Here is a 20629-nt window from a genome sequence, read left to right as displayed (position 1 = left end):
CCCCCCGCGTCGTACGCTCCCTGGCAGATCACCCCACGCACAGGTAAGGCGGCCGAACAGACATGGTCAGCTCCGAGTACGAACGCAGGATCGCCGCCCGCTTCGCCACCTTCGACCAGGACGGCAACGGCACCATCGACCGCGAGGACTTCAGTGCGGCGGCCAAGGCGCTGCTCACCGAGTTCGGCGTGACGGCTCGCTCCGACAAGGGGCAGGCGCTGTACGCCGGAGCGGAGGCCTTCTGGCAGGGCATGGCCGGCATCGCGGACCGGGACGGCGACCAGCGGATCACCCGTGAGGAGTTCGTCACGGGCGCGGTCAAGCGGCTGCGCGACAACCCCGAGCGCTTCGGCGAGATCGCCCGCCCCTTCCTGCACGCCGCGCTCGCGGTCGCGGACACGGACGACGACGGCCGCCTGTCCGTCGCGGACACCGCGCGCGTGCTGCGCGTGCTGCACGTGCCGGAGGACGTCGCCGGGGCCACCGCCGCCGGGCTCGACACCGACGGGGACGGCAGCGTCGGCGAGCCGGACGTCATCCCGGCGTTCGCCCGTTACTTCACGGTGCCCGAGTAGCGCTCCCGCAGCCGGTACTTGAGCACCTTGCGCAGGGTGTCGTTGCGCGGCAGGGCGGCCACCACCTCCAGCCGCTCCGGCAGCTTGTGCACGGACAGGCCCCGCTCCCGCAGGTGGGAGACGACGTCCGGCAGCGTCAGCCCGGCCGCGCCGGAGCGGAGTTCCACCACGGCGCACACCAGCTCCCCGCGCTCGGCGTCCGGCAGGCCGACCACCGCCGCGTCCCCCACCGACGGATGCGCCGCCAGCAGGTCCTCGATCTCCTTGGCGGAGATGTTCTCGCCCTTGCGGATGATCACGTCCTTCAGCCGGCCGGTGAGGACGAGATGCCCCGAGCCGGTCAGCCGCCCCAGGTCGCCGGTGCGCAGAAAGCCCTCCCCGTCGAAGGCCTCCGCGGTCTGGGCGGGGTCCAGGTAGCCCCGGCAGACGGCCTCGCCGCGCAGCCGCACCTCGCCGTCGACGATCCGGATCTCCATGCCCGCGGGCGGCCGGCCCTCGGTCGTGGCGAGGTTCTCGGGGGTGTCCTCCGGGTCGCCCATGGTGATCATCGGCACCTCGGTCATGCCGTAGCCGTGGGTGAGCTGGACGTCCATCTCGCGGACCACCGAGTGGTACAGCTCGGGCGGCTTGGGGGCGCCGCCGCCCGCGAGGAGCCGCAGCGACGGGATCACCTTCGTGCCCGGCCGCTTGCGCTGCTCGGCGAGGAACATGGAGTAGAAGGCGGTGGAGCCGCCGGCCACCGTCACACCGTGCCGCCGGTACTCCGCCAGCGCGTCCGGCAGTGCGAAGTGCTCGAACATCACCGCCGGGAAGCCGTACAGCAGCAGCATCACCGTGTAGTCGGGGCCGGCTATGTGGGCGTAGGGGAAGGCCATCGAGCCGACGTCCGCCCCGGTCAGCCTCAGCGCGTGGGCGAGGCACGAGCCGCCCGCGATCAGGGAGCGGTCGGTGTGCAGCACGCCCTTGGGGTCGGAGGTGGTGCCCGAGGTCCAGTAGATCCAGCGGACCGAGGTGCCGTCGGCCGGCGGGGCCGGGAGGACGGACGGGTCGCCGTCGGGCAGGTCGTCGTACGCCTCGAAGACCCCCTCGGCGCCCAGCCGCCGGGCCATCTCCGTGTGGTCGTGGCCCCGCCACACGCCGGGGACCGCGAAGAACTCCGCCCGTGACGCGCGCAGCGCGAAACCGACCTCGCGGTCCCGGTAGAAGGGGATGACGGGGGACTGCACCGCGCCGAGGCGGGCCAGCGCGAAGGAGAGCAGGGCGGTCTCGATCCGGGTGGGCAGCTGCCAGGCGACCACCGTGCCGGGCCGCACGCCCATCCCGTACAGGCCCGCCGCGACGCGCTCGGCGCGCGTGCGCAGTTCGCCGAAGGTCAGCCGGCGCTCGCCCTGGAGGAGAACGGGCAGGCCGGGGGTGAGGGCGGCCCGGCGGACGACCAGGTCCCACAGTGTGCGGGCGGAACTCAGGGAGTGCGGGGTCTCGTTCACGTAGCCCCCTCCTTGGCTGACGGCTCGTCAGGTGCCATGCTATCTGACGGACCATCAGATAAGTACCGTCCGGCGGAGGGGACCCATGGCGACCGAACTGCCCCGCATCATCAGCGTCGACGACCACGTGATCGAGCCCGCCCATCTTTTCGAGACCTGGCTGCCCGCGCGGTACCGCGACCGCGGACCCAGGCCGCTGACCGCCGGGATCGGGGAGCTGGCCTACGTCGGCGGGAAGTACCGGATCACCATGGACCCCGAGGGCCAGCAGACGGACTGGTGGATCTACGAGGACCTGAAGTTCCCGTACAAGCGCAACATCGCCGCCGTCGGCTTCGACCGCGACGAGATGACCCTCGAGGGCATCACCCGCGAGCAGATGCGGCGCGGCTGCTGGGACCCGAAGGCGCGCCTCGCGGACATGGACCTCAACCACGTCGAGGCCAGCCTCTGCTTCCCGACCTTCCCGCGCTTCTGCGGCCAGACCTTCGCCGAGGCGCACGACAAGGAGGTCGCCCTCGCCTGCGTCCGCGCCTACAACGACTGGATGGTGGACGAGTGGTGCGGGGACAGCGGCGGCCGGCTCATCCCGCTGTGCCTGATCCCGCTGTGGGACGTGGACCTGGCCGTCGCGGAGATCCGGCGCAACGCCGCGCGCGGGGTGCGGGCCGTCACCTTCTCCGAGATCCCCACCCACCTCGGACTGCCCTCCATCCACTCCGGGTACTGGGACCCCTTCTTCGCCGTCTGCCAGGACACCGGCACGGTCGTCAACATGCACATCGGCAGCAGCTCGCAGATGCCCGCCGCATCCCCGGACGCGCCGCCCGCCGTACAGGCCTCGCTCAGTTTCAACAACGCGATGGCCTCGATGATGGACTACCTCTTCAGCGGGGTCCTGGTGAAGTTCCCGCGGCTCACCCTCGCCTACTCGGAAGGGCAGATGGGCTGGGTCCCGTACGCCCTGGAGCGCGCCGACGACGTGTGGGAGGAGCACCGCGCCTGGGGCGGGGTGCGCGATCTCGTCCCCGAGCCGCCGTCGACGTACTACTACCGGCAGATCTACTGCTGCTTCTTCCGCGACAAGCACGGCGTCGCCTCGATCGACGCCGTCGGCCGGGACAACGCCACCTTCGAGACCGACTATCCGCACGTCGACTCGACCTTTCCGCACACCAAGGAGGTCGCCCTCGACCATGTGAAGGGCCTCGACGACGAGACCGTCCACAAGCTGATGCGGGGCAACGCCATCCGCATGCTGGGCCTGGACCTCGACCGCTGATGGACCTCTCCTGGACGCCCGAGGAGGAGGAGTTCCGGGCCCGGCTGCGGGAATGGCTCACCAAGGTGCTGCCCAGCCTGCCGGCCGCGCCCCCGCCCGACGACTGGCCCGGCCGCCGCGCCTACGACCTCGGCTGGCAGCGGATGCTGTACGACGCCGGGTACGCCGACGTCCACTGGGACGCCTCCCCGACCACCCGGCTGATCTTCCTGGAGGAGACGGAGCGGGCCGGCGCCCCCTACGTCGGCGCCGGGTTCGTCGGGCTGCTGCACGCGGGCCCGACCATCGCCGCCGAGGGCACGCCCGCGCAGCGGGAGCGCTGGCTGCCGCCGATCCTGCGCGGTGAGGAGGTGTGGTGCCAGGGGTTCAGCGAACCGGGCGCCGGGTCCGACCTCGCCGCGCTGCGCACCCGGGCGCGGCGCGACGGCGACCACTACGTGGTGACCGGGTCCAAGATCTGGACCTCGCACGCCGAGGTCGCCGACTGGTGCGAACTGCTGGTGCGCACCGACCCGGACGCGCCCCGCCACCGGGGCATCACCTGGCTCGCCCTGCCCATGGACGCCGAGGGCGTCACCGTACGGCCGCTGCGCACGCTCGCCGGGTCGGCGGAGTTCGCCGAGGTGTTCCTCGACGAGGTGCGGGTGCCCGCAGCCAACCGGGTGGGCGCGGAGAACGACGGCTGGCGCGTGACCATGGTGACCCTCTCCTTCGAGCGCGGCACCGCCTTCGTCGGTGAGGTCGTCGCCTGCCGCCGCGTCCTCGGCGGACTCGCCCGCGCGGCCCGGCGGAACGGCACCTGGGACGACCCGGCGCTGCGCCGGCGGCTCGGGCGGCTCGACGCGGAGTTCCGGGCGCTGTGGCGGCTGACCCAGTGGAACGTGAGCGAGGCGGAGGCCGGCGGTGGGGTGCCGGGCGTCGGCGGTTCGGTCTTCAAGCTCCGGTACTCGCACGCCCGGCAGGACCTGTACGACACCGCCGCCGACGTGCTCGGCCCGGACTGCCTCGACCTGGACCGCCCGTGGGTCCTCGACCGGCTCTCCTCGCTGTCGTACACCATCGCCGCCGGCACCTCGCAGATCCAGCGCAACATCGTCGCCGAGCGCATCCTCGGCCTGCCCAGGGGGAGATGAGCGTGCGCTTCCGACTCACCGACGACCAGCGGGCGCTGCGGACGGGCGTACGGGACCTGCTGGGACGGCACTTCGGGCGGGAGGAACTGCGCGCGGCCGTCGACGCGCCGGGCCGTGTCGACCGGGAGCTGTGGCGGGCACTGGGGCGGGCGGGCTTCTTCGCGCTGCGGCTGCCGGAGGCGGACGGCGGGGTCGGAGCGGGCCTGCCCGAGGCGGTGCTGGCCTTCGAGGAGGCCGGACGCGCCCTGCTGCCCGGGCCGCTCGTGGCCACGCACCTCGCGGCCGGGACGGTGCCCGGCGCGGCCACCGGGGAGACGGTCGTGGCCGCCGTGGACGGGGCGCTGGTGGAGTGGCTGGACGCGGCCGACGTCGTACGGGGGGAGGCCGCCGGAGCCGTACCGATGCGGTCGGTCGACCCGCTCACCCCGCTGCACCGGCTGCCCGCGGACGGCGGCCGCGCGCCCGCCGCCGGGGCCCCGGAACCGGTGGCCGCGCTCCTCACCGCGGCCGAGCAGCTGGGCACCGCCACACAGGTGTGCGAGCTGGCCGTGCAACACGCCCGGACGCGAGAGCAGTTCGGGCGGCCGGTCGGGGCCTTCCAGGCCGTCCAGCACCTGTGCGCGGACCTGCTGGTGCGGGCCGAGACCGCGCGGGCGGCCGTCTACGCGGCCGCCGTGACCGCCGATCCCGCCGACGTCGCGGCCGCCCGGCTGCTCGCCGACGAGGCCGCCGTACGCGGGGCCCGGGACTGTCTCCAGGTGCACGGCGGGATGGGGTTCACCTGGGAGGCGGACGTCCACCTGCACCTGAAGCGGGCCTGGGTGCGGGCTCGTCGCGGCGGGGGGAGCGCCTGGAGCGAGGAACTCCTCGCGGCGCGGCTCGGAATCTGAGCGGGCGGCGGCGTCCCGGGCGGCGCCACCGGCGAAGCCTTGGCCCAAGATGTCGCGGATCGTGGCACCGCGGAATCACTGAGCGTCGATACCGGGTTGTGTCCTTCCCGGGACTCGTCACGTCCCGGAGTCGGCTGTCCGCTCGGGTACCTTGTGTGGGATGCGAGTGGCTGCGAGCACGAGCCGTGCCGGTGGTGCCCCTGGGGTGGTGCCGGTCAGTGCGGTGCGCGCCGCTGTTCGCGGGGCGGTCGGAGTGCCGGCCCCCGCCTGTTCGACTCCCCGGCACGAGCGTCGCACAGTATGCCCTACGCGTACTCCTTCGCGCTGGAATATGCCCGAAGCGCTTGTTGGGGTGACTGTACGTCAACCATGCTGCCTTGCAAGGGAATCACGGTCCGTGACCCTTGCTCTGGCCCGTTGTCCTGGCCATGCAGAAAATGGCTACGATCGTGGCCCTCGTCGTGCCGATCGCCGTGGTTCGCACCGCGGCGTCCGGCCGGCGTCGGTTCATGTGTCCGCCGGTTCGGATGGTGTGAGCGGTGCAGGTGCTTGAAGTGCAGCTGGAGATCCGGCCCGACCCCGCGGAGGTGGGACGGGCCAGGAAGTGGGCCCGCTCGCGACTCGCCGGGTCGGGCATAGGGGTCGACGAGCCGTTGGCCGAGACTCTGATCCTGCTCGTCTCCGAGCTGGTGACCAACGCCGTGGTGCACACCGGCCGTCCGGCCGTGCTGCGGCTCTCCCTGCCGGTCCCGGTGGCGGAGGCCCCGCCCTCCGCCACGGTCCGGGTGGAGGTGGCCGACAGCAGCTCCCGCGCCCCGGTGCCGCGGTGCGCCGCCGACGACGCGACCGGCGGCCGGGGCCTGGCGCTCGTGGACTGCCTGGCCGATCGCTGGGGCTGGAGCCCGGACGGCGCCGGCAAGAGCATCTGGTGCGAACTGGACCGCTGTTCGGGGCCCCGGCGGAGCGCGGCGATGGCGTACGGGGGCGGCCTGTCCGCCTACGAGGACCTCGCCTTCGAAGCCGTGTAGCCTCCCGGCGCCGAGATGCGCCGGGGGTGCAACCGTGCGCGGGTCTCGTGAACCGGGCGTAGGCGACAAATCGCCGTTGCGGCGTTGACTGCCCATGGCCGACTGATCACGCTGGTGGGCGTCGATTCGCCGCGAGGGGACGGCGAGGGCCGCGGCAGGGCGGTCCTCGCCGAGTGTGGGTCGCACCGGCCGGCGGCGTGCGCGCGACTCCGGGGGGAGACGCGCCGCCGGCCGGGCCGGTCGCGGGACATCCGCGGACGCCGGTGTCCCGGCGCCGGACCCCTCACTCTCACTCTCACTCTCACAGGATCGCCACCGGTGCCACCGGGGTCCCCGTCGCGCCCACGAACGGCTCGGGCATCGCCGACAGGAGGAACGCGTACCGCCGCTCTTGTCCACAGGCTGTGGACAACTCTTCGAGATTCCAGTTCTGCCCCTGGAGCATCCCCATCTCCACCAGGTCCAGGGCGTGCACCGGCAACCAGAGATTGTCGATCTCGGGAGGAAAGATCTCAAAAGTGAGCGTGTCGTTCGCGACGGCCGCCACGTCACGCGCGTGGAACCACTCCGGGCAGCGCACCGACAGACCCGGCGACGGATAGCCGTATCCGTGCTTGTCCCCGGCCAGGTACACCTGCACCTGCCCGGTACGGACGAGCACGACGTCACCGGCCCGGACGCGGACGGCGCCGAACTCCTCCGCCGCCGCCAGGTCCTCCGGCGTGACCGCGTGATCCCCCGCCAGCCGGTCCACGCCCCGTGCGCGGGCCACGTCCAGCAGCACCCCGCGCGAGACGACGTGCCGCACCTTGTCGATGCCGCTGAACTCGGCACCGGCGTGCGCGGTGACCGTGTGCGCCGGACGGCCGTTGTAGAGCCGGCCGGAGTGCGAGACGTGCGTGAGCGCGTCCCAGTGGGTGCCCGCCTGCAGCCCCATGGTCACGACGTCGTCGCTGCACGCCACCGTCCCCGGGCCGAACAGCTCCTGGTTGGTCTGCACCATCGCGTGCAGCGGATTGACCCGGCCGGGGATCAACCCGGTCTGCACGCCGTCCTGCCGCAGCGGCAGTGCGAGCGGGACGCGGCGGCCGGTGCGGACCCCGGCGGCGGCCTGCCGCACCACCTCGTCGGTGACGAGGTTCAGCGTGCCGATCTCGTCGCCGGCGCCCCAGCGCCCCCAGTTGTTCACCCGCTTCGCGATCTCGTGGAACTCCTCCGGCAGTGCCATCCGGTGCCTCCCCGGGGCTTGTGTCCGCGCGTCCGACGCGCCATAAAATCTAACGGACCGTCAGAAACCGCGGGAAGGGGCCGGACGTGGGGAACTTCTTGGCAGGCAAGGTGGTCGCCGTCACCGGCGCCGGACGCGGCATCGGGCGTGCCGTCGCCCTCGCCGCGGCGGCCGAGGGCGCGAAGGTCGTCGTCAACGACTACGGGGTCGCCGCCGACGGCACCGCACCGGCGAGCGAGGTCGCCGCGGCCGTCGTCAAGGAGATCGAGGCGGCGGGCGGCGAGGCGGTAGCGGTCGCCGACGACATCGCCACCATGGCCGGCGGGCAGCGGGTCGTGGACACGGCCCTGGCCTCCTACGGCCGCCTCGACGGGGTCGTCTGCGTGGCGGGCATCCTGCGCGAGCGGATGCTGTTCAACATGACCGAGGAGGAGTGGGACCCCGTCGTCGCCACCCACCTCAAGGGCACCTTCACCGTCTTCCGGGCCGCCTCCGCCGTGATGCGCGCCCAGAGGTCCGGCACGCTCATCGGTTTCACCAGCGGGAACCACCAGGGCTCGGTCTCCCAGGCCAACTACAGCGCGGCCAAGGGCGGGATCATCTCGCTGGTCCGCAGTGCCGCGCTGGGCCTGCACAAGTACGGGGTGACCGCCAACGCGGTGGCCCCGGTGGCGCGTACGAGGATGTCGGCGAACGTGCCGATGGAGCTGGCGGAGATCGGTGAGCCGGAGGACGTCGCCGCGCTCGTGGTCTACCTGCTGTCCGACGGCGCGAAGGACCAGGGCGTCACCGGGCAGGTGTACACGATCGCCGGTCCGAAGATCGCGGTGTGGGCCCAGCCGCGCGAGCTGCGGGCCGCGTTCGCCTCCGGCGGATGGACGCCCGAACGGATCGCGCAGTTCCTGCCCGGCTCCGTGGGGGTGGACCCGATGCCGATGCTCGCGCGGGTGGCCGCGATGGAGGAGGCGGCGCGCAGCGGTACCCGGCCCAACGCCTAGGGCGTGCCGGCACCGTGAGCCGGGCCGGCCTGATCCGAACGACAGACCCCGGCGCCCGACGCGCTCGCGGCCATCCAGCTCCGGACACTCGACTCAAGGCGGTCCACATGGATTTCGGGTTCAGTCAGGAAGACGAGACGTTCCGCGCCGAGGTCCGGGACTGGCTCGCCGCCCACGCCGGCGCCGGCACGGACCGGCGGACCTGGGAGCGGACCCTCGGCAAGGCCGGCTGGATCGGGCTCGGCTGGCCCGAGGAGGGGTACGGCAACCGCGCCGCCACCCTCACCCAGCAGGTCGCCTGGGCCGAGGAGTACGCCCGGTCGGGTGCTCCGCCGCGCTCGGGGCACATCGGGGAGAACCTGCTCGCGCCCACCCTCCTCGTCCACGGCACCGACGAGCAGAAGGCCCGGTTCCTGCCCCCGGTCGCCGCGGGCGAGGAACTGTGGTGCCAGGGCTACAGCGAACCCGGTGCCGGCTCCGATCTGGCCGGCGTCCGTACCGTGGCCGTACGGGAGGGGCCGCACTACCGGATCACCGGCCAGAAGATCTGGACCTCCCTCGCCCACGAGGCCGACTGGTGCTTCGTGCTCGCCCGCACCGATCCCGGCTCCCGCCGCCATCACGGACTGAGCTTCCTGCTCGTCCCGATGGACCAGCCGGGCCGCGTCGAGGTGCGGCCCATCCGCCAGATGACCGGCACCAGCGAGTTCAACGAGGTCTTCTTCGACGGGGCGCACGCGCGCGCGGAGCACGTCGTCGGGGCGGAGGGGCGGGGCTGGCAGGTCGCGATGAGCCTCCTCGGCTTCGAACGCGGGGTGTCCACCCTGGCCCAGCAGATCGGCTTCGCCGAGGAGCTGGCCAAGGTCGTGGCCACCGCCGCCGAGACCGGGGGCCTCGACGATCCCGTCCTGCGGGAGCGGCTCGTACGGCAGTGGGCCGAGCTGCGCACCATGCGCTGGAACGCGCTGCGCACCCTCGGCGGCTCCGGCGACCCGGGCGCGCCCAGCGTGGCCAAGCTGCTGTGGGCCAACTGGCACCAGCGGCTCGGGGAGCTGGCCGTACGGGTCCGGGGGGCGACGGCGGCGGTGGGCCCCACCGCCTGGTCGCCGGCCGCGCCGTACGAACTCGACGCGGCACAGCACCTGTTCCTCTTCTCCCGGGCCGACACCATCTACGGCGGCTCGGACCAGGTCCAGCGCACGATCATCGCCGAGCGGGTGCTCGGTCTGCCCAGAGAGCCCAAGGGGGCCGTGTGATGCGTGGTGTGGTGTTCGACGGCGGCCGGGTCCGCGTGGTCGACGACCTGGCGGTGCGTGAGCCGGGGCCCGGTGAGGTGCTGGTGGCGATCTCGGCGGCGGGGCTGTGCCACAGCGACCTGTCCGTGGTGGACGGCACCATCCCCTTCCCGGTGCCCGTGGTGCTGGGCCACGAGGGCGCCGGGGTGGTCGAGGCGGTCGGTGCCGGGGTCTCGCACGTCGCGCCCGGCGACCACGTGGCGCTGTCCACGCTCGCCAACTGCGGGACGTGCGCGGAGTGCGACCGGGGCCGGCCGACGATGTGCCGGCAGGCGATCGGGCGCCCGGGAAGGCCGTTCACCCGGGGCACGGACCCGGTGTACCAGTTCGCGTCCAACTCGGCCTTCGCCGAGCGCACGGTCGTCAAGGCCGTCCAGGCTGTGCGGATCCCGAAGGACATCCCGGCCGCCTCGGCCGCGCTGATCGGGTGCGGGGTGCTCACGGGGGTGGGCGCGGTGCTGAACCGGGCCCGGGTGGACCGCGGGGACAGCGTCGTCGTCATCGGCACGGGCGGGATCGGGCTCAACGTGCTGCAGGGCGCGCGGCTGGCGGGCGCCCTGCGGATCGTGGCGGTGGACGCCAACCCGGCCAAGGAGGAGGCGGCCCGGCGGTTCGGCGCGACCGACTTCCTGACGTCCGTCGAGGGGGTCCGCGAGCTCCTGCCGACGGGTGCCGACCACGCCTTCGAGTGCGTCGGCCGCGTGGAGCTGATCCGCGCCGCCATCGACCTCCTCGACCGGCACGGCCAGGCGGTCCTCCTCGGTGTGCCGCCGGCCACGGCCGAGGCGTCCTTCCTCGTCTCCTCGCTGTACCTGGACAAGTCCGTGCTGGGCTGCCGCTACGGCTCCTCGCGCCCCCAGCGGGACATCGCCCTCTACGCCGACCTGTACCGCCAGGGCCGCCTGCTGCTCGACGAACTGGTGACGGCGACCTACCCGGTGGAGGACTTCGAGAAGGCCCGCGCGGACGCGGAGGCGGGGCGGGTGGCACGGGCGGTGCTCACCTTCTAGGCCGCTTCCCGGACCCGTCCCGGGCGCCCCTGCCGGCCACGTCCTAGACCGCGTTCACCGCCGCCCGGAACGTGCGCCGGTAAGCCGTCGGGGTCACCCCCAGGGCCTGCTGGAGGTGCTGGCGCATCGACTGGGCCGTGCCGAACCCGGCCTCGCGGGCCACCTGGTCCATCGACAGCTCGGTGGACTCCAGCAGGTGGCGGGCCCGCTCCACCCGTTGCTGGGTGAGCCACTGGCCGGGGCTGACGCCCACCTCCTCGCGGAACCGGCGGGTGAAGGTGCGGACCGACATCGACTCCTGCCCGGCCATGTCGCGCAGCTGGATCGGTTCGTGGAGGCGGCCCAGCGCCCAGGCGCGGGCGGCGGTCGTGGTCGACAGCTGCGGGTCGGGCACCGGGCGCTCGATGTACTGCGCCTGGCCGCCGTCGCGATGCGGCGGTACGACCGTGCGGCGGGCCACGTCGTTGGCGACGGCCGTGCCGAAGTCGCGGCGCACCATGTGCAGGCACAGGTCGATGCCGGCGGCCACCCCGGCCGAGGTCAGCACGTCCCCGTCGTCGATGAACAGCACGTCCGCGTCGACCCTGATCTTCGGGAACAGCCGCTGGAGGCGCTCGGCGTCGGCCCAGTGCGTGGTCGCCGGGCGGCCGTCCAGGTAGCCGGCGGCCGCGAGGACGTACACGCCGGTGCAGATGGAGGCGAGCCGGGTGCCGGGACGGACGCGGGCCAGGGCCGCGGCCAGCTCGTCGGTGAGCCGGCCCTCCTCGAAGACGGGGCCCAGTTCGTAGGAGGCCGGGACGATCACCGTGTCGGCGCTCGCCAGGGCCTCGGGTCCGTGGGGGACGTGCACGGCGAAGTCGGCGTCGGTCTCCACCGGGCCGGGCGGCCGTACCGAGCACGTCACGACGTCGTACAGGAGCCGCCCCCGCCCGTCCGTGGGGCGGCCGAAGATGCGGTGCGGGATGCCCAGCTCGAAGGGCAGCAGCCCGTCCAGGGCGAGGACGGCGACCCGGTGCGGACGGAACTCCTCGTCGTCAGTCATGGCCCGATCCTAGCGAACACTGTCCTTCGGGCCACTCGTTGCGCGGGGCCGTGGACCGGAAGCTCGATGACGTGACTCAGACAAGCCCAGCCGCAGCCCCCGTCGAGGTCCCGCCCGCCGGGCGGCCCAGCCGCGTGCACCGCGCCTGGTTCGTCGCCGCCGTCACCTTCGTCACGATCATCGGCGCGGCCGCCTTCCGCTCCCTGCCCGGTCTGCTCATCGACCCGCTGAACGAGGATTTCGGCTGGTCGCGCGGCACGATCGGCGCGGCCGTCTCCATCAACCTCGCGCTGTACGGCCTCACCGCCCCCTTCGCCGCCGCGCTGATGGACCGCTTCGGCATCCGCCGGGTCGTCGCCGTCGCACTGACCGTGATCGCGGCCGGCTCGGGCCTGACCGTGTGGATGACGGCGGCCTGGCAGCTGCTGCTGTGCTGGGGCCTGATGGTCGGACTCGGCACCGGCGCGATGGCCCTCGCCTTCGCGGCGACCGTCACCAACCGCTGGTTCACCGAGCGGCGCGGACTGGTCAGCGGCATCCTCACCGCCGCCTCCGCCTCGGGGCAGCTGATCTTCCTGCCGCTGCTGTCCTGGATCGTCGACCGCCACGGCTGGCGCCCCGCGTCCGTCACGGTCGCCCTGGCCGCGCTCGCCGTCGTCCCCTTCGTCTGGCTGCTGCTGCGCGACCATCCGGCCGACGTCGGCCAGAAGCCGTACGGCGCCACGGAGTTCGTGCCCAAGCCGCCTCCGGTCACCGGGGCGGCCCGCCGTACGGTCTCGGTCCTGTCCGGTGCCGTGCGCACCGGCACCTTCTGGCTGCTCGCCGGCACGTTCGCGATCTGCGGGGCGTCCACCAACGGCCTGGTGCAGACCCACTTCGTGCCCGCCGAGCACGACCACGGCATGCCCATCACGACGGCGGCCTCGCTGCTCGCGGTCATCGGGGTGTTCGACGTGGTCGGCACGATCGCCTCCGGCTGGTTCACCGACCGCTACGAACCGCGCCGGCTGCTCGCCGTCTACTACGCCCTGCGCGGCATCTCCCTGGTGTTCCTGCCGATGCTGCTGGGCCCGGCCGTGCATCCGCCGATGCTCTTCTTCATCGTCTTCTACGGCCTCGACTGGGTGGCCACCGTGCCGCCCACCCTCGCCCTGTGCCGTGAGCAGTTCGGCGAGGACAGCGCGATCGTCTTCGGCTGGGTCCTCGCCTCCCACCAGGTGGGAGCGGCGCTCGTCGCCTACCTCGGCGGCGTCGCCCGTGACGTCTTCGGCTCCTACGACCTGGTCTGGTACGCCTCCGGCACCCTGTGCGCGGCGGCGGCCCTGATGTCCCTGGTGATCCGCCGCACCCCGGCGCCGCGGCTGCCCGCCGTGGCCTGAGCGGGGTCCACGCCTCAGCCGCCGTCCAGCCGGGCGAACCGGCCCCGGTGGAAGAGCAGCGGTTCGCCCGGCCCCTCCGCCCCGAGGGCGTCCACCCGGCCCACGACGATCAGGTGGTCGCCCCCGGTGTGCACGGCGTGCACGGTGCAGTCGATCCAGGCGGCCACGCCGGCGAGCCGGGGGGCGCCGGAGACGGGCGCGGTGTCGTACGCGACCCCCGCGAACTTGTCCGCGCCGCTCACCGCGAAGCCGCGGCACAGCTCCTCCTGGCCGGCGCCGAGCACATTGACGCAGAAGACGCCGGCGCGGGCGATGCGCGGCCAGGTCGTGGACGAACGGCCCACCATGAAGCAGACGAGGGGCGGTTCGAGGGAGAGGGAGGAGAAGGACTGGCAGGCGAACCCGGCGGGGCCCCCGGAGCCGTCCGGGGCCGGCGCGGTGATCACCGTGACGCCGGACGCGAAGGCCCCCAGCACCCGCCGGAACTCGCCCGGTTCCACGGGCGCCCGCTCGTCCTCCCGCACACACCGCAACTCCGGCCGCGGCAGCGCCTCCACGGACCTGGGCCCCAGATACCGGACGGCGGCGGCCGCCGCCCCTGCGTGTCCCATCATCCCTCCATTGAAGCTGACGGCATGTCAGAAAGGAAGGCCGGGAGCGGGCCGGGGCGGGGGGTCAGCGCCCACGGAACTCCGCTGCCCGGCGTTCCGCGAAGGCCTGGAGGCCCTCGGCGGCGTCCCGGGTGGTCAGGTTGAGTTCCTGGGCGGTGGCCTCCGCGGCGAAGGCGGTGGTGCGGTCGGTGTCGAGGGACGCGTTGACCAGGGCCTTGGTCAGGGCCAGGGTCCGGGTGGGGCCCGTGGCCAGGCGGGCCGCCCACTCGCGCGCCGTCTTCTCCAGGTCGCCGTCCGGGACGACCCGGTTGACGAGGCCGAGCCGCTCCGCCTCCGCGGCCGGGACCGCGTCGCCGAGGAACATCAGCTCCTTCGCCCGCTGCGGGCCGATCAGCCGGGGGAGGAGGTAGGCGCCGCCGCCGTCCGGGACCAGGCCGCGGCGGACGAACACCTCGATGAAACGGGCCGACTCCGCCGCCAGGACCAGGTCGCAGGCGAGGGCCAGGTGCGCGCCGAGCCCGGCCGCCGTGCCGTTCACGGCCGCCAGCACCGGCTTCTCGCAGTCCAGCACCGACGCGATCAGGCGCTGCGCGCCCAGGCGCAGGGTGCGGGACACGTCCCCGGTGACGCGTTCACCGGAGACGGACGCACCGCCCCGCAGGTCCGCGCCCGCGCAGAAGCCGCGCCCGGTGCCGGTGAGGACCACCGCCCGGACCTCCGGGTCCGCGGAGGCCGCCGCCAGCAGGTCGACGAGCCGGTCCCGCATCGCGGGCGTGAGCGCGTTGAGGGCTTCGGGGCGGGTCAGCGTGATGTGGGAGACCTGCTCGCGGACCTCGTGGGCGACCCCGGTCACCGGCACACCACCAGCGCGTCCAGTGCCACCGCGCCCTGCCCCCGGGGCAGCACCAGCAGCGGATTGATGTCCAGCTCGGCGATGTGGTCACCGAGTTCCAGGGCCATGCGCTGCACCCGCAGGACCACCTCCACCAAGGCGTCCCGGTCGGCCGGCGGCCGGCCCCGGACCCCGTCCAGCAGCGCCCGGCCCCGCAGCCCGGCGAGCATGTCCCGGGCCTGCTCCTCGCCGAACGGCGGGACCCCGACCGCCGCGTCGCGCAGCACCTCCACCAGCACGCCGCCGAGCCCCACGGTCACCGTCGGCCCGAACAGCTCGTCGTGCGTGACCCCGACGACCATCTCCACGCCCTGCTCCACCATCTGGCACACCAGCACGCCGTCCAGCGCGACGCCCTCGTAGCGGGCGATGTCGGTCAGCTCGCGGTAGGCGTCCCGGACCTGGCTCGCCGAGGTCAGCCCGATCTTCACCAGGCCGAGTTCGGTCTTGTGGGCGATCTGGCCGCCGGAGGCCTTCATCACCACGGGGTAGCCGACCTGCCCGGCGGCGCGGACGGCGCCCGCCGCACTGGTCACCAGCTGCTCACGCGGCACCCGGACGCCGTAGGCGCGCAGCAGCTGCTTGGCCGCGTGCTCGCTGAGCTGCCGGCCCGGTTGCATCAGGGCCTCGGCCTTGCGGAAGGAGGGCGACAGGGTGCGCGGGGCCTCGTCGAAGGGGGAGCGGTAGCCGCTCACGAAGCGGTGGTGGTCCAGCCAGGCCCGCACGGCGGACAGGCAGTTGCCGACGGTCCGGAAGGTGGCCACCCGGGAGGAGCCGAGCAGGACCTCCCGGTACGCGGGCTCGGTGCCGACCGGTGAGCCCCACACCACGCACACCAGCTTGTCGGTCTCCTCGGCGGCCTCGACCAGATCCCGTACGAGCCGGTCGCTGAGCGGCGGGAAGGGACCGGTGACGGGGCAGATCAGCACCCCGACCGCGGGGTCGGCGAGGATCGCGTCGATGATCTTCCGGCCGCGCTCGTCGCCGACCGGGTGGCCGCCGTTGTCCACCGGGTTGGCCACGCTCAGGTACTCCGGTATCCACTGGTGCAGTTCGGCCTGCTTGGCCTCGGACAGCCGGGGCAGGCGCAGGCCGGCCGCGGAGGCCAGGTCGGCCACGTGGGCGCCGGTGCCGCCGGAGATGGAGCAGACGGCGACCCCGTCGGCCCGGGGCGTCCGGGCCCGGGCCAGCAGGGCGGCGGTGTCCTGGAGTTCGTCCAGGCCGTCGACACGGATCACGCCGTACTGCCGCATCGCCGCGTCCACCACGTCGTCGGCGCCGGTCAGCTTGCCGGTGTGGGAGGCGGCCGTACGGGCCCCGGTCTCGGTCCGGCCCACCTTCACGGCGACCACGGGCACCTTGCGGCGGGCGGCGCGGTCCGCCGCCAGCAGGAAGGCGCGGCCGTCCTTCAGCCCCTCGACGTAGGCGGCGATGACGCCGACCTCGGGCTGCTCGGCGAACCAGGAGACGAAGTCCGACGTCTCCAGGTCGGCCTCGTTGCCGGTCGGCGCCCAGTGCGAGAGGCGGATACCGAGTTCCTGGAGGGCGAAGACGGGCCGGCCCTGGTGCCCGGACTGGGTGATCAGCGCGATGGCGGGTCCCGGCAGGTCCTCCCGGAAGCGCTCGAAGGCGTTGAGGTTGGTGTTCGGGCCGAGCAGCCGCAGTCCCGAGCGGCGCACGGTGTCCGCGAGGAGCCGCTGGGCCTCGGCGCCCGCCTCGCCGGTCTCCGCGAATCCGGAGGCGAAGGCGACCGCGAACCGCACCTTGGCCTCGGCCAGTTCCTCGACCAGCGGGAGGGGGTCGGCGACCAGCAGGACGGCCAGGTCGACCTGTTCGGGCAGCTCGGCGACGGAGGCCACGCAGGGGACGCCGAACACGGCCGGCCTGCTCGGATGCACCGGATGCACCCGGGCGCCGACCCGCTCGGCCCAGGCCAGCAGCTGCCGGGTGATCCCGGTGTTCGGCCGGCCCTCGGCGTCCGAGGCGCCGACCACGGCGACGGACTCGGGCCGGAAGAACCGCGCGAGGTCGGGCACGTCCGCGTACAGCGGGCGTCCGCTGACGTCGAGATCGGCCGGATCGTCGGTGCGGCCGTGGACGGCGCGGCCGGGCCGCTGCTCACCGCAGGCGATGACCCGGGCCCGGCGGGAGTCGGTGGTGAGGGTGCCGTGGGTTGATCCAAGCATCGTTCCGCCCGCTCCTGTGAGACAGCCAACAAAACTGACGCATGGTCAGATTACTGAACTGACGACTCGTCAGGAACGGGTCGGTACAGCAAAGTTGTTGCGCGGCTACCTCAGCGTCTTCGCCACCGATTTGGCGATCCGTCCGGCGTCGAGGGCCATTTCCCGGAACATTCCGCTGATGGGGTTGGTGAAACCGGTGAAATACAGACCGGTGGCCTGTTGCGGTGTGCGCCCGCCGTGCACCACCGGCCTGCCGCGCTCGTCCAGTACGCCCAGGTGCCCGACGAGCCCCTCCAGGGCCCGCGTGTACCCGGTGGCCGCGATCACCGCGTCCGGCGAGAGACGGCTGCCGTCGGCGAGGACCACCTTGCCGTCCTCGAAGGCCTCGACGGCGGCCACGACCTCCACCTTCCCCCGGCGCACGGCGTCGATCAGGCCGACGTCCTGGACCGGGATGGCGCCCTGTTTCACCCGGGTGTAGAGGCCGGTGTCCGGGCGGGGCAGCCCCTGGGCGGACAGGTCGGGGGTGCTGATGCGGCCCACGGGGCCCGCGAGCCGGTCGACGAGCCCCACCGGCAGCCGCCGTACCAGCACGCCGGTGTACTGGGCGGCCCACCCGAGGGTCGACCGGCGCAGGATGTGCGGAGCGGTGCGCACCGCCAGCCGCACCCGGGCGGCCCCGCCCTCCGCCAGGTCCACGGCGATCTCGGCGCCGGTGTTGCCGACACCGACGACGAGCACGTCACGGCCGGCGTACGGCTCGGCGTCGCGGTACTCGCCGGCGTGCCGGAAGTCGCCGTCGTACCCCTCCCGCCCGGGCCAGTCCGGGATGCGCGGGGTGTGGTTGAAGCCGGTGGCGACGACGACCGCGCTGCCGGTCAGCTCCCGTCCACCGGAGGCGTGCAGCAGCCAGCCCGTGCCGTCCCCGGTCCGCTCCACGCGGTGCACCTCGACGCCGGTGACGATCTCCAGCTCGTGGTGCTCGGCGTACTTCTCCAGGTACCGCACCACGTTGTCGCGGGAGACCCAGCGCCCGAACCGGCGGGGCATCGCCAGGCCCGGCAGTCCGGACAGCCGGCGGGTGGTGTGCAGATGGAGCCGGTCGTAGTGCCCGCGCCAGGAGGCGCCCACCCGGTCGGCCTTCTCCAGCACCACCGCCCGTATGCCCCGGGCCCGCAGCGCGTACGCGGCGGCCAGGCCGCCCGGACCGGCGCCTATGACGTAGACCGGGCGGTCCGCCGGGGTCGGGGAGAGGTGTGCGGGAGCGGGACGGGAGGCTGCCATGAGCGGGAGCGTAATCACACGTCCGCTTGATGGGTCTCGGTCAAGACCGGAATTGGTTGCGGATTGATCACGTGTGTGGAGATGTGACCGCCACTCGTGACGCAGCCCACACCGATCCCCGGCGGAGGGCTCGGCAAGGTGACCCATCTGACGTACCGTCAGATCCATGGACTCGATATGGCTGGACGGCGCTCAGTGGCTGGCGGTGCTGCGTATCGGCCTCGGCCTGTGGTGGCTGGAGAGCTGGCGGCACAAGGACAAGAAGGCCTGGTTCGAGGACGGGAGCGGGATCGCCTGGGCGGCGGACGTGGCGGCGAAGCACCGGTGGGCCCCGGTCCGGGCGGGCTTCGACACGGTGGTCGGGCCGCACCCGAGGCTCATGGCGTACGTCGTGGCCTACGCCGAACTGTCCCTCGGCCTCGGCCTGATCGCCGGATTCCTGACCCCCGTCGCCCTGCTCGGCGGCCTGCTGCTGAACGCGATCTACTTCGTCCTCATGATCCACGACTGGGCTGAGCAGGGCCAGAACTCGATGATGGCGCTGATCTCCCTGGCCGGCTTCTTCGGGATGGCCTGGCAGACCTGGTCGGTGGACGCCTGGCTGGGCTGGTTCTGATGGGCGCGGCGCGCTACGACCTCCCCGAACCCGACGCCTTCACGCGCCCCTACTGGGCGGCGGCGGCCGAGGGCCGGCTGCTGATCCGGCGCTGCGCGCAGTGCGGCCGGGCCCACCACTACCCCCGCGAGTTCTGCCCGTACTGCTGGAGCGAGGAGGTCGGATGGGAGGAGGCGAGCGGCCGGGCCACTCTCTACACCTGGTCCACGGTCCATCGCAACGACCTGCCTCCCTTCGGCGAGCGCACCCCGTACACGGCGGCCGTGGTCGACCTGGCGGAGGGGCCGAGGATGATGACGCAGGTGGTGGCGTGCGCCGAGGCGGAACTGGCGGCCGGAATGCCGCTGCGGGTGACGTTCCGCGAGGGAAATCCGGTGTTCGGCCCGGAGGGTGAGAGCCGATCATGACCGGATGCGCCCCGACGACTGGCACCTGACCGAAGACCTGGACGAACTCCTCGACCGCGCGGGCGACTTCCTGCGCTCCGAACCGGCCCTGCACACGGTTCCGTTGACGGTGACGGACGCGCTCCGCCGCCGCGGCCCGCACGTCTACGGCGACGAACCGCCCCTGTTCGGCGTGCTGGGGGCGGCGGGCAGGGTCCGGGCCGTGCTGCTGCACACTCCGCCCTTCCCCCTCCACGTCACCCCGCTCACCCCGGACGGGGCCGGTGCCCTCGCGGCGCGGCTGGCGGACGCCGGGCACCCGGTGCCGGGGGTCTTCGGTGAACGGGAGACGGCGGCGGCCCTCGCGGCGGCCTGGCAGCGGTGCACCGGCGCGGAGGCCGCCGTCCACCAGCGGCAACGGCTGTACCGGCTGGCCGGGCTGACCTTGCCCGGACCGGAGCCGGAAGGCCGGGCACGGATCGCGGGCCCGGGGGACCGTGACCTGCTGATCCGCTGGTACGGGGAGTTCACGGAGGCGGTGGGAGCGGAGCCCCAGGACCCCGCCGAGTGGGCCGACGCCCGTATCGCCCGCGGTGGGGCCACCCTGTGGGAGACGCCGGACGGCACCCCGGCCTCGATGGCCGGAGCGACCCCGGAGATCGCCGGCCAGGTCCGTGTCGCCCCCGTCTACACCCCGGCCGCCCTGCGCGGACGCGGATACGCGGGCGCGGTCACGGCGGAGGTGAGCCGGGCCGCGCGGGACTCCGGCGTACCGGAGATCCTCCTCTACACGGACCTGGCCAACCCGACGAGCAACGCCCTCTACCAGCGGATCGGGTACCGGCCGGTCGCGGACTTCGCGGTGTGGCGGTTCGGCGGGTGAGGCCGCCGGCGGAGGCGGCCTCGCGCCCGGTTCACGCGGGCGGTCTCGGCAGCGGGCCGCGGAGCGCATGGCGGCGGGCCGGTGGAGACCTCACACCGGCCCGCCGCACGGGTCATCTGCCTGGACCCCGCCGACCGCCTGCTGCTTCCTGCGCCGGCGCGGCCCGTTCGACGGGTCGTGGCCCTGGGAGCCGCCCGGCGGCGGCATCGAACCCGGCGAGACACCGCTGGAGGCGGCGCGGCGCGAGCCGGCCGAGGAGACCGGACTCGATCCGGCCGCGGTCCTCGACCGCTCGGTGCCGGTCGACCGGGACCTGTGGTGGAACGGCGGACGGCACGTCGGGACGGTGCGGTTCTTGGTCGCGCGGTTCGGCACGGAACGGCCTCCGCTCGTGCGGACCGGCCTGCTCCCCGACGAGCGGGCG

Annotated in this window: 19 protein-coding genes and 1 pseudogene; 13 read left to right on the top strand and 7 right to left on the bottom strand. The window is 73.6% G+C overall.

Annotated elements, in window-relative coordinates:
* Window positions 1–62 precede the first annotated feature (62 nt).
* A complete protein-coding gene (locus tag BLW57_RS17770; protein ID WP_093475734.1) occupies window positions 63–575 on the top strand; it encodes an EF-hand domain-containing protein in 513 nt (170 codons plus the stop codon).
* On the opposite strand, the gene BLW57_RS17765 is transcribed toward BLW57_RS17770, so the two are convergent.
* Window positions 554–2062 (bottom strand): class I adenylate-forming enzyme family protein, encoded by a 1509-nt coding sequence (locus BLW57_RS17765; protein ID WP_093475733.1) that lies wholly within the window; start codon window positions 2060–2062, stop codon window positions 554–556. The two genes, BLW57_RS17770 and BLW57_RS17765, sit on opposite strands and share 22 nt — an antisense overlap.
* Window positions 2063–2147: 85 nt before the next feature.
* On the opposite strand from BLW57_RS17765, the gene BLW57_RS17760 reads away from it, so the two are divergent.
* From BLW57_RS17760 to BLW57_RS17740, 4 genes are all read left to right on the top strand, one after another.
* Window positions 2148–3344: an amidohydrolase family protein gene (locus BLW57_RS17760; protein ID WP_093475731.1), complete on the top strand. Its 1197-nt coding sequence runs from the start codon at window positions 2148–2150 to the stop codon at window positions 3342–3344.
* Entirely contained in the window at window positions 3344–4477 is a 1134-nt protein-coding gene (locus BLW57_RS17755; RefSeq protein ID WP_093475730.1) for an acyl-CoA dehydrogenase family protein, read from the top strand. The genes BLW57_RS17760 and BLW57_RS17755 overlap by 1 nt, the downstream gene beginning before the upstream one ends.
* Window positions 4478–4479: 2 nt before the next feature.
* Window positions 4480–5367: an acyl-CoA dehydrogenase family protein gene (locus tag BLW57_RS17750; protein WP_093475728.1), complete on the top strand. Its 888-nt coding sequence runs from the start codon at window positions 4480–4482 to the stop codon at window positions 5365–5367.
* Between the two features lie 554 nt (window positions 5368–5921).
* Window positions 5922–6395, top strand: a complete 474-nt coding sequence (locus BLW57_RS17740; RefSeq protein ID WP_093475725.1) for an ATP-binding protein — start codon at window positions 5922–5924, stop codon at window positions 6393–6395.
* A 301-nt stretch (window positions 6396–6696) separates the two neighbouring features.
* Here BLW57_RS17740 and BLW57_RS17735 read toward each other — a convergent pair whose 3' ends face one another.
* Window positions 6697–7623: a cyclase family protein gene (locus BLW57_RS17735; protein ID WP_093475724.1), complete on the bottom strand. Its 927-nt coding sequence runs from the start codon at window positions 7621–7623 to the stop codon at window positions 6697–6699.
* Window positions 7624–7709: 86 nt separating this feature from the next.
* On the opposite strand from BLW57_RS17735, the gene BLW57_RS17730 reads away from it, so the two are divergent.
* From BLW57_RS17730 to BLW57_RS17720, 3 genes are all read left to right on the top strand, one after another.
* Entirely contained in the window at window positions 7710–8621 is a 912-nt protein-coding gene (locus BLW57_RS17730) for an SDR family NAD(P)-dependent oxidoreductase (protein WP_093475722.1), read from the top strand.
* Window positions 8622–8728: 107 nt separating this feature from the next.
* Window positions 8729–9877, top strand: a complete 1149-nt coding sequence (locus BLW57_RS17725; RefSeq protein WP_093475721.1) for an acyl-CoA dehydrogenase family protein — start codon at window positions 8729–8731, stop codon at window positions 9875–9877.
* Window positions 9877–10926, top strand: coding sequence for a Zn-dependent alcohol dehydrogenase (locus BLW57_RS17720; RefSeq protein WP_093480744.1), 1050 nt, complete (start codon window positions 9877–9879; stop codon window positions 10924–10926). Before BLW57_RS17725 ends, BLW57_RS17720 begins: the two co-directional genes overlap by 1 nt.
* 43 nt (window positions 10927–10969) lie before the next feature.
* Here the strand turns inward: BLW57_RS17720 and BLW57_RS17715 are convergent, their stop codons facing one another.
* The gene (locus BLW57_RS17715) at window positions 10970–11968 is read right to left on the bottom strand and encodes a GlxA family transcriptional regulator (protein ID WP_093475719.1); all 999 of its coding nucleotides are present in this window, start codon (window positions 11966–11968) and stop codon (window positions 10970–10972) included.
* Between the two features lie 71 nt (window positions 11969–12039).
* Between BLW57_RS17715 and BLW57_RS17710 the strand changes: the two genes are divergently transcribed.
* On the top strand, window positions 12040–13347 hold the full coding sequence (locus BLW57_RS17710) for an MFS transporter (protein WP_176985626.1): 1308 nt from the start codon (window positions 12040–12042) through the stop codon (window positions 13345–13347).
* A 14-nt stretch (window positions 13348–13361) separates the two neighbouring features.
* On the opposite strand, the gene BLW57_RS17705 is transcribed toward BLW57_RS17710, so the two are convergent.
* From BLW57_RS17705 to BLW57_RS17690, 4 genes are all read right to left on the bottom strand, one after another.
* Window positions 13362–13958 (bottom strand): flavin reductase family protein, encoded by a 597-nt coding sequence (locus BLW57_RS17705; RefSeq protein WP_093480743.1) that lies wholly within the window; start codon window positions 13956–13958, stop codon window positions 13362–13364.
* Between the two features lie 64 nt (window positions 13959–14022).
* On the bottom strand, window positions 14023–14817 hold the full coding sequence (locus tag BLW57_RS17700) for an enoyl-CoA hydratase/isomerase family protein (protein WP_093475716.1): 795 nt from the start codon (window positions 14815–14817) through the stop codon (window positions 14023–14025).
* Window positions 14808–17036 (bottom strand): acetate--CoA ligase family protein, encoded by a 2229-nt coding sequence (locus tag BLW57_RS17695; protein WP_093475715.1) that lies wholly within the window; start codon window positions 17034–17036, stop codon window positions 14808–14810. Before BLW57_RS17695 ends, BLW57_RS17700 begins: the two co-directional genes overlap by 10 nt.
* A 105-nt stretch (window positions 17037–17141) precedes the next feature.
* Window positions 17142–18320, bottom strand: coding sequence for a flavin-containing monooxygenase (locus BLW57_RS17690; RefSeq protein WP_093475713.1), 1179 nt, complete (start codon window positions 18318–18320; stop codon window positions 17142–17144).
* A 166-nt stretch (window positions 18321–18486) separates the two neighbouring features.
* Here BLW57_RS17690 and BLW57_RS17685 point away from each other — a divergent pair, with 166 nt between their 5' ends.
* From BLW57_RS17685 to BLW57_RS42355, 4 genes and pseudogenes are all read left to right on the top strand, one after another.
* Window positions 18487–18936: a DoxX family membrane protein gene (locus BLW57_RS17685; protein WP_093475712.1), complete on the top strand. Its 450-nt coding sequence runs from the start codon at window positions 18487–18489 to the stop codon at window positions 18934–18936.
* Window positions 18936–19343 carry a Zn-ribbon domain-containing OB-fold protein gene (locus tag BLW57_RS17680; protein WP_093475710.1) on the top strand — a complete coding sequence of 136 codons (408 nt, stop codon included), beginning with the start codon at window positions 18936–18938 and terminating at the stop codon, window positions 19341–19343. The genes BLW57_RS17685 and BLW57_RS17680 overlap by 1 nt, the downstream gene beginning before the upstream one ends.
* Before the next feature lie 4 nt (window positions 19344–19347).
* Entirely contained in the window at window positions 19348–20205 is an 858-nt protein-coding gene (locus BLW57_RS17675; protein WP_093475709.1) for a GNAT family N-acetyltransferase, read from the top strand.
* Window positions 20206–20272: 67 nt separating this feature from the next.
* Window positions 20273–20623, top strand: a pseudogene (locus BLW57_RS42355) (NUDIX hydrolase); the annotation flags it as partial.
* Window positions 20624–20629: the final 6 nt, after the last annotated feature.

The organism is Streptomyces sp. 1222.5, from assembly GCF_900105245.1.
GTDB lineage: Bacteria > Actinomycetota > Actinomycetes > Streptomycetales > Streptomycetaceae > Streptomyces > Streptomyces albidocamelliae.
Note: the sequence above shows the minus strand (reverse complement) of the source record. Positions and strands in the feature narration are given on the sequence as shown.

Excerpts from the sequence above, each read along its gene's own strand:
- BLW57_RS17770 (WP_093475734.1), top strand. The coding sequence starts at position 63 with ATGGTCAGCTCCGAGTACGAACGCAGGATCGCCGCCCGCTTCGCCACC.
- BLW57_RS17760 (WP_093475731.1), top strand. The coding sequence starts at position 2,148 with ATGGCGACCGAACTGCCCCGCATCATCAGCGTCGACGACCACGTGATC.
- BLW57_RS17755 (WP_093475730.1), top strand. The coding sequence starts at position 3,344 with ATGGACCTCTCCTGGACGCCCGAGGAGGAGGAGTTCCGGGCCCGGCTG.
- BLW57_RS17735 (WP_093475724.1), bottom strand. The coding sequence starts at position 7,623 with ATGGCACTGCCGGAGGAGTTCCACGAGATCGCGAAGCGGGTGAACAAC.
- BLW57_RS17725 (WP_093475721.1), top strand. The coding sequence starts at position 8,729 with ATGGATTTCGGGTTCAGTCAGGAAGACGAGACGTTCCGCGCCGAGGTC.
- BLW57_RS17720 (WP_093480744.1), top strand. The coding sequence starts at position 9,877 with ATGCGTGGTGTGGTGTTCGACGGCGGCCGGGTCCGCGTGGTCGACGAC.
- BLW57_RS17715 (WP_093475719.1), bottom strand. The coding sequence starts at position 11,968 with ATGACTGACGACGAGGAGTTCCGTCCGCACCGGGTCGCCGTCCTCGCC.
- BLW57_RS17705 (WP_093480743.1), bottom strand. The coding sequence starts at position 13,958 with ATGGGACACGCAGGGGCGGCGGCCGCCGCCGTCCGGTATCTGGGGCCC.
- BLW57_RS17695 (WP_093475715.1), bottom strand. The coding sequence starts at position 17,036 with ATGCTTGGATCAACCCACGGCACCCTCACCACCGACTCCCGCCGGGCC.
- BLW57_RS17690 (WP_093475713.1), bottom strand. The coding sequence starts at position 18,320 with ATGGCAGCCTCCCGTCCCGCTCCCGCACACCTCTCCCCGACCCCGGCG.
- BLW57_RS17685 (WP_093475712.1), top strand. The coding sequence starts at position 18,487 with ATGGACTCGATATGGCTGGACGGCGCTCAGTGGCTGGCGGTGCTGCGT.
- BLW57_RS17680 (WP_093475710.1), top strand. The coding sequence starts at position 18,936 with ATGGGCGCGGCGCGCTACGACCTCCCCGAACCCGACGCCTTCACGCGC.
- BLW57_RS17675 (WP_093475709.1), top strand. The coding sequence starts at position 19,348 with ATGCGCCCCGACGACTGGCACCTGACCGAAGACCTGGACGAACTCCTC.